Here is a 13,188-nt window from a genome sequence, read left to right on the forward strand (position 1 = left end):
CCTATCCCGCGTGACGATTATCGATCCGCTCTTGCAGCCGTTTCAAAATGCGGCTGGCAGTCGTTTCGCAAACTGCAGGGATAAACGCATGCAGCAATGCGGCGATTGCGGCGACGGCCAACCAAAACCCGAAACTCAGCGCAAACCGCATGTGTGTGAAATAGGTTTCGTTTACAGAACCCGGATGATCCAGAAACAGAGTTGCAATGAGATTGCGGCGGGCGGGGGTTGGGGAAGTATCGGACATAGAGCGTCTTTCAGATTGAGTTTCCGACAGCGTATCCCAGCGTTGCATCATATCGATCCCAAACCCTCCTAGTATTTGAATATATTTTGAGATAAAATCTCACTTATGACACACAATTTAGACGAAATTGATCGCAATATCCTGCGAAGCTTACAAAATGATGCCTCGCAATCCGTTGATGACATCAGCGCGCAGGTTAATCTTTCGCGCAATGCCTGCTGGCGGCGGATCAAAGCGATGGAACAAGTCGGAGTGATCACCGGACGCGTAACGCTTGTGGATCCAGCCAAAGTTGGCGCCCCTTTATCAGCAATGGTCTTGATCCGGACGAACGCGCATGATGCCAAATGGATGACCGCGTTTCAGTCAGCCCTACAAGCTTTCCCCGAAGTTGTCGGCGCGTACCGGATGACCGGGGATCTCGATTACGTGCTGCGTGTGCGCGTGGCCGATGTCCCGGCCTATGATGCCTTTTATAAACGGCTGACTTCACGCATTTCTGTATCGGATATTTCGGCAAGTTTTGTTATGGAAGAAATCAAAGACACAACTGCGGTACCCCTATGACCTCTGACACGCCTCTGCATATGACAATCGACACCTCTGCCGAGCTGTTAGAGAATGATATCTTACCCAAAACCCAAGAGGTGCACACGGACCCCAATGTCCCCTCTCCCTCTGCGGCAGATTTGCCCAAGGCCTTGAACGAATCAACCGCCAAGAAAAGCCCCGCGCAATGGGCCTATGAGCGTATCATCATGTATATCCAGAATTTTGAGAAACAGCTGGATAATGATCACGAAATCGGCGTGAGCCTTGCGGGCGGGTTGACCGGCGTTATCAAGATTGAAGGGTTAGGCTATTACGACCCCGATATTGTCACCTATTACGGGGTCAATGATGAAGGCGCCAAAACCCAGCTGATTCAACATGTCAGCCAACTGAATGTCACGTTGATTGCCAGCCCAAAGAACATCGACCAACCCGAACCAAATCGGATCGGGTTCCAGCTTGCCACGGCATTGGATCGCGACGCGGATGTGACCGGGTGACAGACCCCAAATTATCGGCTATGCGGTGAACAAACGACCGAAAAGGAATACACACATGTCAGACCACAAACACGGTGAAATGGATATTTCTGTCCAAGAAAAAACCTTTAACGGTTTTATGAGCATGGTGACCAAGGGCGCGATCATCTGCATTTGCGTCTTGATCTTTATCGGCCTCGTAAACGGCTAACTGCGCCATGAATCGCCGTCAGTTTATCGTTGGGCTTCCGCTTGCCCTTTCCGCGTGCTCAGCAACAGAAAGCTGGGCACCTGACGACATCGTATCGCGCGCCGTTTACCGCGATCCAGATCCAGCCTACCTGACATTATACACGATGAAAAACACGGGTTCTGACAACGGGGCCCATACTGCGCTTTTGATCAATGCAAGCCAGCGCGTGATATTTGACCCGGCTGGATCATTCGAACAAACCCGGATGCCCGAACGCAATGACGTTCTTTTTGGGGTGACCCCCGAACTTGAGTCCTATTACGTCAGCTACCATGCCCGCGTGACCTATTACGTGGTTGGACAGACCGTTGAGGTTCGTCCAGAAGTCGCAGAGCAAGCGTTGCAACTGGCACTGGCCAACGGCCCTGAGCCACAAGCACATTGCGCCCGGTCAACGTCACGCATCCTGCGCCAACTGCCCGGATTCGGTAACTTCCGCCAGACATGGGACCCGAACCGGGTATCCGAGGATTTCGCGCACCTTCCCGGTGTGACCACGCACGAATACCGCGAAACAGATGCAGACGACAAATCAATCGCCGCAGCGCAAATAAACGCAGCGCTTACAGCAGACCAGTAGCCGCCAAACCCGCGTAAAGCGTGATAACACCTGCAAAGACGGCCCACAGCACATTGCGCGTCCATAGCCCGACGCCCACAGTGGCAAGCGCGGCTAAAATGCGGACGATGTCAGGCTGCCCGCCCGTCGCTGCAGGCCAAAGCACCAATGGCGCAACCATCCCAGGTAGCACCGCAACGGGTGTGAACCGCAGTAGGCGCAACACAAATGGCGGCATCGGACGGTCACCGATCAGGCCTAAAAACGAGAACCGGATCAAAAACGTCCCGACACCCAAAAGGGCAATCACAATCCAAATTTCAGCAGCGCTATACGTCATCCGGCACGTTTCTCCATCCAAGTTTCAACAGTCGCACCCGTTAGCATCGCAACACCTGCCGCAACCAACAGGCCCGTTCCCGACGGCATATCCACAAGCACCAGGGCCACGATAATCGACGCCATCGCTGCCGCAATATGCGCAACTGACTTGAGCATCGGCGCAACCATCGCAAGAAACATAATCGGCATGATGAAATCCAACGCCCAGGCCTCTGGGATCGCGGTTCCGGCCAAGATGCCAACCAATGTCATAATCATCCATAAGGGGGTAATTGGGCTCGCCACGCCAAGAAAATACATCACCCGATCCGGCACCGTCATTTCAGGGCGGGCCTCATAGCGGGCAATTGATGTGATGTAGGTCTGGTCAAAGTTCAGATAAGAAATCAACGCGCGCTGCCACATCCGCGCAGGACCAAGATACGGCACGAGCGACGCCGAATACATCGCCATGCGCAGGTTCACCGCCAATGCGGCCAAAAGCACAAACGCAATGCCCGCATTCTCTGTGATCATCTGCACGGCCGCAAACTGTGATGCCCCCGCGATGACCAAAACGGAAAAACCCATCGCCTGACCAATTGTCAGTCCGGCATCCGTCGCGATCACTCCGAACAACAGCGCAAAAGGACCCGCAACAAAAATAAATGGCACACCATCGCGCACCCCGGCCCAATAGGCGGATTTGCTTGCCGTTTTGACGGTGGAAGTTGTCATCTCTTTCCCCTAGCCTGAGCCCATTACGATAGGCTTAGACCTGCAAAACGGGAATGGCAATTGGCGCGACTTGAGAATACGACAGATTACCTAATCGCCCCGTGCATGCAGAGCGAAGGGCTGACGCGGGCCGTCATCGGGACCGATCAACATGGTCAACCCATTGATCTTAACGTGATCGAAGAACGCCCACTGACCATCTACCTAAACGCCCAAGAAATCGTGACCGCGATGACCATTGGCGACTACCCAGAATACCTCGCACTCGGCTTTTTGCGTAACCAAGGCATGCTGCGCGACGCAGACACAATCACCGGGGTCGATTACGATGCAGAGCTTGATGTGGTTGTCGTGCGCACCGACAATAAAACCATATTTGAAGACAAGCTTAAGAAAAAGACCCGCACCAGCGGCTGCGCTGTCGGCACCGTCTTTGGCGACATGATGGAAGGGCTTGAGAATGTGACCCTGCCCGCCACGCCCGTAAAAACCTCTGACCTCTATACACTTGCCGCCAAGATCAATCGCACGCCATCGCTCTATCTTACGGCGGGCGCGATTCACGGAACCGTGCTCTGCCAAGGCGACCGACCGCTGGTCTACATGGAGGACGTCGGCCGCCATAACGCCGTTGATAAAATCGCCGGCTGGATGCTCTCTGAGAAGGTCAAATCTGGCGACAAAATCCTCTACACCACAGGACGGCTGACATCCGAGATGGTGATCAAGACGGCATTGATGGGCATCCCAACCCTCGCGTCACGCTCTGGGTTTACCGCTTGGGGCGTTGAAATCGCCAACCAAGTGGGGCTGACGCTCATCGGCCGGATGAAAGGGCAAAGGTTTGTCTGCCTCTCCGGCGAAACGCGGCTAATCCGCGACGCTGACCCCAACAAGGTCGCCGATGAACCCAAACAATCTGATCGAAAGAGGCGGCTGTGAAGAAAATTGATATCGTTTATTCCGACCCGAAGCAGATACAACGATGCTTAAAAGTCGTCCGTGGCAGCAGATATTACATGCCTCGATATGCGTGGTTTGGCGCGTTCGGTCGCGCGCTGATAATTGTTTTGCCAGTTACGCTATTGTTTCTGGGGTACATCGATTCACACGTCTTATTAGGATTTGCTTCTGGATACCTTGCCCATCGTATATTTGAGTTAAAAATTAAGCCCTACATTTACCGTAAAGCTGCGCCACATTTCGCTCTTCAAATGAAATATTGGCCACAACGGGTTACACTCGACGCCAATGGTGTGCATTTCAAATCGCGAACCGCCGCGACTTGGGTTTCGTGGGCAGCACTTCCGTCACCTGAATTTAGAAAAAAGGAATCCTTATTCGTATGGAACCGGAACGGACATTGCCAATCTCTAAAGATGGCCTGCCTGATGATATGACGCCCCACGACCTTAAGGCGCAAATTCTACGTTGGCAAAGCGCACAGTGACCCTCATATCATCTTGCCCTAAATACTCCCGCCGAAGGCGGATGCACCGCGTCGCAGACGGGGGGCAAAAATGATCCAACCTTTGGGCGTTATTCTTGCTGGCGGACAAGCAACCCGTATGGGCGGCGGCGACAAAGCGCTTTTACCGCTGGGTGCGGGCACAATCCTGTCGCATGTAATTGATCGGCTTGAACCACAGGTTGGCGGCATCGCATTGAACGCAAATGGGGATGCCGCGCGGTTTGCGGGCTTCGACCTACCCGTGATCGCAGATAGTATCGCGGGCTTTGCCGGGCCGCTATCGGGCGTTTTGGCCGGGTTGGATTGGGCCGCACAACAAGGGGCCACCCATATCGTCACCGCTGCTGCGGACACTCCGTTTTTTCCCTGTGATCTAGTGCCACAACTGATGCTCGCCGCCGAAAATGCAGGCGCTGATCTGGCACTGGCAGCCAGCCCAAGCGGGCGGCAACCAACGTTCGGCTTGTGGCCAGTTGCCCTGCGCGAAGACCTCCGCCTGGCCTTGCAAGGCGGATTACGTAAGGTCGTACTTTGGACCGAGAAACATAGGGCGGGATACGCTGAATTCGCGGATGACGCGGCTTTTTTCAATGTGAACACGCCAGATGATCTGGTCAAAGCGCGGGCAATGCTATGAAAATTTACGGTGTCGTTGGATATAAAAACGCAGGTAAAACTGGGCTGATGGAGCGCCTCGTGACTGAAATCAGCGGCCGAGGCCTGCGCGTTTCGACCATCAAGCATGCGCATCACAGCTTTGACGTCGATCAACCCGAAAAAGACAGCTACCGCCACCGGGCCGCGGGGGCGCAGCAGGTGCTTTTGGCATCGCAGTCGCGCTGGGCCTTGATGACAGAGCTACGCGACCACCCAGAACCCCCGCTTTCTGACCTTCTTGCGCAGCTTGCCCCTGTCGATCTGATCTTGATCGAAGGCTACAAACGCGACGCCCACCCCAAAGTCGAAGCCTTTCGCGCAGAGGCCAAAAATCCGCTGATCGCGCCAGAGGACACCAGCATCCGCGCCATCGCATCAAACACGGCTGTCGATACCGATCGCCCAGTTTTTAATCTGGATGACACGGCGGCCATTGCTAATTTTATCCTCGCTGAGGTCGGGCTATGAAATTTGACCGGGTCATAATGGTGGATTGGTCGGGCGGCAATGACCGAGGCCCAACCCCCAAAAAAGACGCGATCTGGGCTGCAGTTGGCGCGGATGGCGTATCCGAACCTCCCATTTATTTCCGCAATAGGCAGGTGGCAGAAAGCTGGCTGATCGACACGCTGACCAATTTGCGCGACCAAGGTCTACGCGTGCTTTTGGCATTCGATCTGTGCTTCGCCTACCCCACCGGGTTCGCCACGCATGTGATTGGTTCTGAAGACACGCTGGGCCTATGGGATTGGTTTGCTGCCCGCGTCGAAGACGGGCCAAAGTTAAACAATCGGTTTGATCTGGCCGGGCAAATCAATGCGCTTTTTCCCGGCACCGGACCCTATTGGTTCAACGGGCTACAACGCGACATCCCCGATCTACAGCGCAAAGGCAACGATCGGCATGGGCATGGGATGCCCGAAAAACGCGCCGCCGATCTCGCGATCAAAGGGAGTTTTTCACCATGGCAATTGGCGGGGGCTGGCGCGGTTGGCGGCCAAGTCATTATGGGCCTGCCGACGCTTTCGCGATTGCGCCATCATTTTGGCGCAGATATTTGCGTTTGGCCGTTTCAATCCCCTGACGCGCAAATCGTCATGGCCGAGACCTATTTTTCGCAACTTCCCGATCTTGTTGCGGCTTCTCCCGAGCCGATCAAAGATGCCGCGCAAGTCGCGCTTTACGCCCGCGCATTTTCGGCGCTTACTCCAGATGAAATGGCTGCGATGATGGATGTTGCGCCGTCGCCCGAAGGCTGGGTGCTTGGTGCGGGATCAGCGGACATTTTGCGCGCCAGTCTCGCGCCGCCTGCGCTGCGCAATGATTGTTTTGCGATGCCGCAAGGGGCCTATTGGACGCCGGTTGACACCGCGCTCGCGCATCTACGCGACCAGCTTGGCGCGGTGACGGATGTCGCAGAGGTACCAATCGGGCAGGCGACGCACCGGATTTTGGCAGAAGGCGTATCTGCGGCCCGGTCACACCCGCCCGCCCCCAATTCCGCCGTTGATGGCTATGGGTTTGCGGGACCCATCCCTGCTGGCACCCATGTATTGCCGCTGCTCGCGGGGCGCTCGGCTGCTGGGCAACCCTACAACCATGCGGTCCCCCCCGGCACGGCGATCCGCATTTTGACCGGGGCAAACCTCCCGCAAGGCGTCGATACCGTTATTTTACAAGAAGACGTCACCGCGACGGATGATCAAATCGCATTTCATGGGCCACTGAAAAAAGGCTCAAACGCGCGTAATGCGGGCGAAGATATGCGTAAAGGCGATGCCATTCTTTCAGCGGGGCACAAGATCACGCCAGCAGACATCGGCACAATGGCTGCCGCTGGCGTTGAGCATATTAAGGTGCGCAAACGCTTGCGCGTTGGTATCTTATCGACAGGGGATGAATTGCGTGATCCCGGCACGCCCGCGCATGAAGGGCAGATATTTGATGCCAACCGCCCCATGCTTTGCGCGGTTGTGGCGGACTGGGGTTACGAGGTGGTTGACCTTGGCCGCGCGCCTGATGACCGCCCCAAACTGCGGGCGATCTTGGATGACGCCAGCGCGCGCTGTGATGTGATCCTGAGTTCTGGCGGGGCCTCTGCGGGGGACGAAGACCATATGTCTGCGCTGCTCGCTGACACCGGGTCATTTGCGCTTTGGCGGATTGCAATGAAACCGGGCCGCCCGCTAGCGCTTGGGCTATGGAACGACATCCCCGTCTTTGGGCTGCCCGGCAATCCGGTTGCAGCGATGGTCTGCACTTTGATATTTGCGCGCCCTGCGCTGCGCCAATTGGCGGGCGGCGATTGGGCCGAGACTGAAAGCTATCTATTACCTGCCGCCTTCACGAAATCCAAAAAGGCAGGTCGTCGTGAATATCTGCGTGCACGGGTCACGGATGGCCGCGTGGAGGTCTTTGCTTCCGAAGGGTCAGGCAGGGTTTCTGGGCTAAGTTGGGCGACAGGGCTTGTCGAATTGGACGATCCCGCGCAAAAGGTAGCACCGGGCGATCTTGTCCGCTTCATTCCTTTCGGAAACTTCGCGTTATGAAAATTACAGTTGGCATTCCTGACGTTAGCCGCGGCGAAGCAGCGGCCCTATATTGGGAGGCTTTCGGCACCAAGCTTGGCTTTACAATGGGGCCAAAATATCGCGCGCTCGTCTATATCAACCGGGTGATGCGGTCGGATCACGGGATTTGCGCCCATGACGCGCAGGGGCGATTGATCGGGGTTGCGGGATTTAAAACCTCGCAAGGTGCGCTTGTTGGCGGCAGCTTCACGGATATTCGCAAAGTGTACGGCTGGGTTGGCGCGGCGATCCGGGTCCGGTTGATGGGCGCGCTTGAAAGCGACACTGAAAATGAGAGGTTCTTAATGGACGGGTTGTTCGTCGCCCATGAGGCCCGCGGCAAAGGGGTTGGCACGGCATTATTGAACGAAGTCAGCGCAGAGGCCAGACGACGCGGTTACCGTCAAGTCCGGCTCGACGTGGTCGATACCAATCCACGTGCCCGCGCACTTTATCTACACGAAGGGTTCCGCGAACTTGAGACCCACAAAATGGGGCTTTTACGGTATATTTTCGGGTTTAATGCGGCGACAATTATGATCCGCGACGTCTAACCTGACCCAATGAGCGCACCTGCCGCGAACACTAATGCGCCCCCCAAAACCACCTGAAACGCGGCCCGTAAAAACGGCGTGTTCATATAGCGGTTTTGTATCCAAGCAATTGCCCAGAGTTCAACGAAGACCACAACAAGCGCGATAATCGTTGCTGTCCAAAATTCTGGAATGAGGTAAGGCATCGCGTGACCAAGCCCGCCGAGCGTTGTCATCACGCCGGCCGCAATCCCACGTTTAATTGGTGATCCGCGACCCGAAAGCTGACCATCATCTGACGCCGCTTCGGTAAACCCCATTGAAATTCCCGCACCAACCGATGCGGCAAGCCCGACAAGAAATGTGGTCCATGTATCTTGAGTCGCGAATGCGACGGCAAAAATCGGGGCCAGTGTCGACACAGACCCATCCATCAAGCCAGCCAATCCTGGCTGGACCCACGTTAAGACAAACTGGCGATGGGCGGCGACTTCTTCGGTGGTCTTTTCCGCGTCACCCAGATGTTCCGCTTCCAAAGCTTCGGCCGTGTCTGCATGCCCCGCCTCGGCGGCGGCAAGATCACCCAAAAGCTGCCGGGTCCCCGCATCTGCGGTCTTGGACGCCGCCAATAGATAGAACTGTTCGGCGTCGTGTTCCATCTGTGCGGCTTGCTCGCGGATACGTTCAAGCCCAAGGTTTTCGATCAACCACACAGGGCTGCGCGCATAAAATCCCGACACATGTTCGCGACGGATCAAGGGAATCACTTCACCAAAGCGCGATGTGTGCATTTCTATAAGGCGGCGGCGGTGATCATCTTCTTCAGCGGCCATGCCATCAAACACGGCGGCAGAGGCAGGAAAATCGGCGCGCAAGTGGTTTGCATAGCTTCGATAAATGCGCGCGTCGTCTTCCTCGGACGAAATTGCAAGCGCCAGTATCTCCTGCTCTGACAAATCCTTAAAGCGGCGACGGCTGGCAATTCCGGGAATCATCATAGGCCTCATGTTTAGAATGTTTCTAATCTACTCAGTTCTATTCTTGGGTCAATCCCGCAAGCTGAACCGTTTAGTTCTGCCATTGCAGCATCAAAAGGAACCACTCATGACCCGTATATTCCCGGCGATCGTTCTCGCCACACCTGCGGGGCACGCGTTTTTAGTCAAATTGTTGCTGCTCACCTACCCAGTGGTCGCAAAATAACCCATCACGACGTCGCACTTGCCTGAACTGAACGGGGCAGTTTATAGTTGAGGTCCCCACGAGGAGGCGGACCTATGCCTGATGGCGCTGTAGAACCCAAAAAAGGACGCAAGTTCGATCAGGTGCTTGAAGGTGCGCGAACTGTATTCTTGCGCGATGGCTTTGAAGGCGCATCTGTGGACGACATCGCCAAGGCGGCAGGCGTGTCAAAGGCAACCCTATATAGCTACTTTCCAGACAAACGTTTCTTGTTCTTGCAAGTCACCAAGGCAGAATGCTGCGCGCAATCAGAACGGGCGATTGACGCAATCGACATGGACGCCCCAGTCGAAGACGTGCTTTATCAGGCCGCCCGCGAGATTGGGGAATTCATCACCTCTGAATTTGGGATGCGCATTTTTCGGGTCTGCGTCGGTGAAGGCGGGCGGTTTCCTGAATTAGGGCAGCAGTTCTACGAAAGCGGCCCAATGTTGGTCCGCAGCCGGCTAGAAGATTACTTTGAATGTGCAATTTCCAAAGGCGATTTGGTGATTGAAGACCGCACATTGGCCGCTGACCAGTTCAACGAACTCTGCCGCGCCGATATCTTTCCGCGTATGCTTTTCAACATCGCCGACAGTTTTTCAGATGAAGAGAAGCATAGGATCGCTAAAGGTGCGGTAGAGGTGTTTTTGGCGAAGTACGGAGTTTAGCTCGCTAAAGGTGTCGTATTTCCAGATGATTGCCGTCAACTTTTCTTGTCTCGAACGGGTCAAGCATTGCGACCAGTTCACTTAGCTTAGAACGCCCATGAGTACGTGGATCAAAATCTGGATTGGCCCTCACAATATAGCTACCAATTGTACCGAGCCGATACCAGTCGTCTTCCTGTTCGATTGCGCGCATCGCGGCCCTGATTAGTTCGATCAGCTTTCTCGGTTGAGTGATCGGTTTGGGCTTACCATCTGCCGCCCCCGCCTGATCGGGCTCCATAGCTTGGTCAACCAAATTCTCGATCAAAATAAAGCGATTGCACACGTTTCGGAGACTAGCCGGGGCTTTATTCTCACCGATACCGATCACTTCGACGCCATCTTCACGTAAACGGCTAGCCAGCGCAGTAAAGTCACTGTCGGAGCTTACAAGTACAAATCCGTCAAATCTACCAGCATGCAATATATCCATTGCATCAATAACTAGCCCAATATCGCTGGCATTCTTTCCTTTTGTATTCGCCGTTTCTTGGTTCGCCACCAAACCCAAGTCCACGACTTGTGTCTTCCAACTGGAAAGCGACGGACTAGACCAATCGCCATAAACCCTGCGCAAGGCCGGCTCCCCATATGCCTTAACCTCGCGCAAGATTGCCTCCGCATATTTTGCTGAAATATTGTCCGCATCAATCAATACTGCGAAAAGTTTTCGCTCATTTGACATAGTAAGACCTTTTAAAATCATAGATGTGGTCCGACGATACGCCGGGCCCATAGTGCATTAATATTCCACAACGGCCCGGATCGACTTCCCGGCGTGCATTAATTCAAAACCCTCGTTGATATCTTCAAGCTTCAGCTTATGCGTGATCATAGGATCGATTTCGATTTTGCCATTCATGTACCAATCCACGATTTTTGGCACATCAGTGCGTCCTTTTGCGCCGCCAAATGCGGTCCCGCGCCAGCTGCGCCCTGTGACCAATTGGAATGGTCGGGTAGAGATTTCAGCGCCCGCAGGGGCCACGCCGATGATGATGCTTTCGCCCCAGCCTTTATGTGCGGCCTCAAGTGCGGTGCGCATCACGCCAACGTTGCCCGTGGCATCGAACGTATAATCGGCACCTCCGCCAGTCAGTTCGACAAGATGGGCAACCAAATCGCCTTCAACGTTGGCAGGGTTCACGAAATCGGTCATGCCAAAGTGGCGGCCCATTTCTTCTTTGGCGTCGTTCATATCGACGCCGACAATCTGGTCAGCCCCCGCAAGACGCAGCCCTTGCAAGACGTTCAAACCGATTCCACCAAGACCGAATACGATCGCGCGGCTACCGATTTCAACTTTGGCCGTGTTGATGACAGCACCGATCCCGGTGGTCACGCCACAGCCGATATAGCAGATCTTATCAAACGGTGCGTCTTTGCGGACTTTCGCCAGCGCAATTTCCGGCACGACCGTATGATTCGCGAAGGTAGAACAGCCCATGTAATGATGGATTGGAGTCCCATCGAGCATCGAAAACCGCGTTGAACCGTCAGGCAAGAGCCCCGCCCCTTGGGTTGAACGAATTTTCTGACAAAGGTTTGTCTTGGGGTTCAGGCAATATTCGCATTCGCGGCACTCTGGCGTGTAAAGCGGGATCACGTGATCGCCGACCTCAAGCGTCGTGACGCCTTCGCCAACTTCGATCACGACGCCCGCGCCCTCATGGCCAAGAATCGCAGGGAAAATACCCTCGGGATCGTCGCCAGATCGCGTGAATTCATCTGTATGGCACAGGCCGGTTGCTTTGATTTCGACCAAAACCTCGCCTGCGCGCGGCCCTTCAAGGTTCACTTCCATCACTTCAAGCGGTTGTCCCGCTGCCATTGCCACTGCTGCACGTGTCCGCATTTTCGTCTCCGTTTGTTTGCTGCAACGATCTGCGAAAAATACGGAAACTGCAACGACGGTTTTGTTTCGGCTTGCACAGGCTTGGGCAATTACCGCATGATCAAAAGATGAAATATATCATCCCGTTTCTGGTACTTTCCGCCTGTACTGCTGCAATGCCCAGCCTGCCCGAGGCCCAAGACGACACATGCGGCGCAAACGATCACGCCGAATTGATCGGGCAAGATGCCACAACACTTGAACGTGTTCTGATTTTGGGAATGGTCCGGGTCACGCGCCCGGGCGACATTGTCACTATGGATTTCCGACCTGAGCGGATCAATTTTCAAATTGACGCCAACGAAAAGATCGCGGCGATTACCTGCGGTTAGCTTATTTTAAAGAAAAATGGTCCCCGGCATCGCGAACGAGGTGGGGGCAATTAGCCGCAACACCGGGGTAGCAATTTGCTATAACGAAACCCTTGCATGCAGATGTGACCCCATTGGGTAATATCTGTGGCGCCAATGCGGTAACATTGCGGCGTGAACGCGACGCAGCCCCTTACGGACTTGATTTTCTTTCGGATTAACGCGACGGTTTGCTATGAGTGTACACCCGACTGATCCGTTTTCGCACCCACCCCAAATCGCATTCCATCGAACTGAGTTAGGCGTAATCTTGGGCCTTTACGGCCGAATGGTCGCAGCGGGTGAATGGCGGGACTACGGTATTTCATGCCTGCGCGAAGTGGCCGTATTTTCGATCTTCCGGCGCGCGGCGGAACACCCGCTTTACCGGATAGAGAAACGTCCAAAGCTGCGCCAGCGCCAAGGTCAATATGCGGTGATTGGCATGGATGGGCAGGTTCTGAAACGCGGTCACGATCTACGGCAGGTCTTGCGCGTGCTAGAACGCAAGCTGATCCGAGCAGTTGAGTGATTTAATACCTGACTAAAAATGTCGGATTGACTCATGCCCCCATATCCGGCTAAATTGCGCGATATCAAGCCACCTGTTCGCGTGACAGTCAGCCAATC

Annotated in this window: 19 protein-coding genes; 13 read left to right on the plus strand and 6 right to left on the minus strand. The window is 54.8% G+C overall.

Annotated elements, in window-relative coordinates:
• Position 1 precedes the first annotated feature (1 nt).
• Positions 2-247 carry a DUF6356 family protein gene (locus DS901_RS10510; protein ID WP_113777022.1) on the minus strand — a complete coding sequence of 82 codons (246 nt, stop codon included), beginning with the start codon at positions 245-247 and terminating at the stop codon, positions 2-4.
• Between the two features lie 105 nt (positions 248-352).
• Here DS901_RS10510 and DS901_RS10515 point away from each other — a divergent pair, with 105 nt between their 5' ends.
• From DS901_RS10515 to DS901_RS10530, 4 genes are read left to right on the plus strand one after another with little or no spacing between them, the layout of a single operon-like run.
• The gene (locus tag DS901_RS10515; RefSeq protein WP_113776901.1) at positions 353-814 is read left to right on the plus strand and encodes an Lrp/AsnC family transcriptional regulator; all 462 of its coding nucleotides are present in this window, start codon (positions 353-355) and stop codon (positions 812-814) included.
• The gene (locus DS901_RS10520; RefSeq protein WP_181820838.1) at positions 811-1,299 is read left to right on the plus strand and encodes a DUF6173 family protein; all 489 of its coding nucleotides are present in this window, start codon (positions 811-813) and stop codon (positions 1,297-1,299) included. The genes DS901_RS10515 and DS901_RS10520 overlap by 4 nt, the downstream gene beginning before the upstream one ends.
• 55 nt (positions 1,300-1,354) lie before the next feature.
• Positions 1,355-1,489: an aa3-type cytochrome c oxidase subunit IV gene (locus DS901_RS10525; protein ID WP_113776902.1), complete on the plus strand. Its 135-nt coding sequence runs from the start codon at positions 1,355-1,357 to the stop codon at positions 1,487-1,489.
• A gap of 7 nt (positions 1,490-1,496) precedes the next feature.
• The gene (locus DS901_RS10530) at positions 1,497-2,111 is read left to right on the plus strand and encodes a hypothetical protein (RefSeq protein ID WP_113776903.1); all 615 of its coding nucleotides are present in this window, start codon (positions 1,497-1,499) and stop codon (positions 2,109-2,111) included.
• Here the strand turns inward: DS901_RS10530 and DS901_RS10535 are convergent.
• Together DS901_RS10535 and DS901_RS10540 are read right to left on the minus strand one after the other, a co-directional pair.
• Positions 2,095-2,430, minus strand: coding sequence for an AzlD domain-containing protein (locus DS901_RS10535; protein WP_113776904.1), 336 nt, complete (start codon positions 2,428-2,430; stop codon positions 2,095-2,097). The genes DS901_RS10530 and DS901_RS10535 overlap by 17 nt on opposite strands.
• Positions 2,427-3,149 (minus strand): AzlC family ABC transporter permease, encoded by a 723-nt coding sequence (locus DS901_RS10540; protein WP_113776905.1) that lies wholly within the window; start codon positions 3,147-3,149, stop codon positions 2,427-2,429. Before DS901_RS10540 ends, DS901_RS10535 begins: the two co-directional genes overlap by 4 nt.
• 105 nt (positions 3,150-3,254) lie before the next feature.
• On the opposite strand from DS901_RS10540, the gene DS901_RS10545 reads away from it, so the two are divergent.
• The 6 genes from DS901_RS10545 (at position 3,255) to DS901_RS10565 (ending at position 8,401) form a co-directional block, all read left to right on the plus strand.
• Positions 3,255-4,091 (plus strand): formate dehydrogenase accessory sulfurtransferase FdhD, encoded by an 837-nt coding sequence (locus DS901_RS10545; protein WP_113776906.1) that lies wholly within the window; start codon positions 3,255-3,257, stop codon positions 4,089-4,091.
• Positions 4,088-4,549 (plus strand): hypothetical protein, encoded by a 462-nt coding sequence (locus DS901_RS18580; protein WP_147249904.1) that lies wholly within the window; start codon positions 4,088-4,090, stop codon positions 4,547-4,549. The genes DS901_RS10545 and DS901_RS18580 overlap by 4 nt, the downstream gene beginning before the upstream one ends.
• A 120-nt stretch (positions 4,550-4,669) precedes the next feature.
• Positions 4,670-5,257: a molybdenum cofactor guanylyltransferase MobA gene (gene mobA, locus DS901_RS10550; RefSeq protein ID WP_113776907.1), complete on the plus strand. Its 588-nt coding sequence runs from the start codon at positions 4,670-4,672 to the stop codon at positions 5,255-5,257.
• On the plus strand, positions 5,254-5,745 hold the full coding sequence (gene mobB, locus DS901_RS10555; RefSeq protein WP_113776908.1) for a molybdopterin-guanine dinucleotide biosynthesis protein B: 492 nt from the start codon (positions 5,254-5,256) through the stop codon (positions 5,743-5,745). Before mobA ends, mobB begins: the two co-directional genes overlap by 4 nt.
• The gene (locus tag DS901_RS10560; RefSeq protein ID WP_113776909.1) at positions 5,742-7,826 is read left to right on the plus strand and encodes a molybdenum cofactor synthesis domain-containing protein; all 2,085 of its coding nucleotides are present in this window, start codon (positions 5,742-5,744) and stop codon (positions 7,824-7,826) included. The genes mobB and DS901_RS10560 overlap by 4 nt, the downstream gene beginning before the upstream one ends.
• On the plus strand, positions 7,823-8,401 hold the full coding sequence (locus tag DS901_RS10565) for a GNAT family N-acetyltransferase (protein WP_113776910.1): 579 nt from the start codon (positions 7,823-7,825) through the stop codon (positions 8,399-8,401). The genes DS901_RS10560 and DS901_RS10565 overlap by 4 nt, the downstream gene beginning before the upstream one ends.
• Here the strand turns inward: DS901_RS10565 and mbfA are convergent.
• Positions 8,398-9,375 carry an iron exporter MbfA gene (gene mbfA / locus DS901_RS10570; protein WP_113777024.1) on the minus strand — a complete coding sequence of 326 codons (978 nt, stop codon included), beginning with the start codon at positions 9,373-9,375 and terminating at the stop codon, positions 8,398-8,400. The two genes, DS901_RS10565 and mbfA, sit on opposite strands and share 4 nt — an antisense overlap.
• 282 nt (positions 9,376-9,657) lie before the next feature.
• Here mbfA and DS901_RS10580 point away from each other — a divergent pair, with 282 nt between their 5' ends.
• On the plus strand, positions 9,658-10,275 hold the full coding sequence (locus DS901_RS10580; RefSeq protein ID WP_113776912.1) for a TetR/AcrR family transcriptional regulator: 618 nt from the start codon (positions 9,658-9,660) through the stop codon (positions 10,273-10,275).
• A gap of 4 nt (positions 10,276-10,279) precedes the next feature.
• Here the strand turns inward: DS901_RS10580 and DS901_RS10585 are convergent, their stop codons facing one another.
• Entirely contained in the window at positions 10,280-10,999 is a 720-nt protein-coding gene (locus DS901_RS10585) for an NYN domain-containing protein (protein ID WP_113777025.1), read from the minus strand.
• 57 nt (positions 11,000-11,056) lie between these two features.
• Complete coding sequence (locus DS901_RS10590; protein WP_113776913.1) at positions 11,057-12,169, minus strand: S-(hydroxymethyl)glutathione dehydrogenase/class III alcohol dehydrogenase; 1,113 nt, start codon at positions 12,167-12,169, stop codon at positions 11,057-11,059.
• 107 nt (positions 12,170-12,276) lie between these two features.
• On the opposite strand from DS901_RS10590, the gene DS901_RS10595 reads away from it, so the two are divergent.
• Complete coding sequence (locus tag DS901_RS10595) at positions 12,277-12,540, plus strand: I78 family peptidase inhibitor (RefSeq protein WP_113776914.1); 264 nt, start codon at positions 12,277-12,279, stop codon at positions 12,538-12,540.
• Between the two features lie 214 nt (positions 12,541-12,754).
• Positions 12,755-13,090 carry a DUF2794 domain-containing protein gene (locus tag DS901_RS10600; protein ID WP_113776915.1) on the plus strand — a complete coding sequence of 112 codons (336 nt, stop codon included), beginning with the start codon at positions 12,755-12,757 and terminating at the stop codon, positions 13,088-13,090.
• Positions 13,091-13,188: the final 98 nt, after the last annotated feature.

The sequence above is a fragment of the Loktanella sp. D2R18 genome, assembly GCF_003318235.1.
In the GTDB taxonomy this organism is placed as follows: domain Bacteria; phylum Pseudomonadota; class Alphaproteobacteria; order Rhodobacterales; family Rhodobacteraceae; genus Yoonia.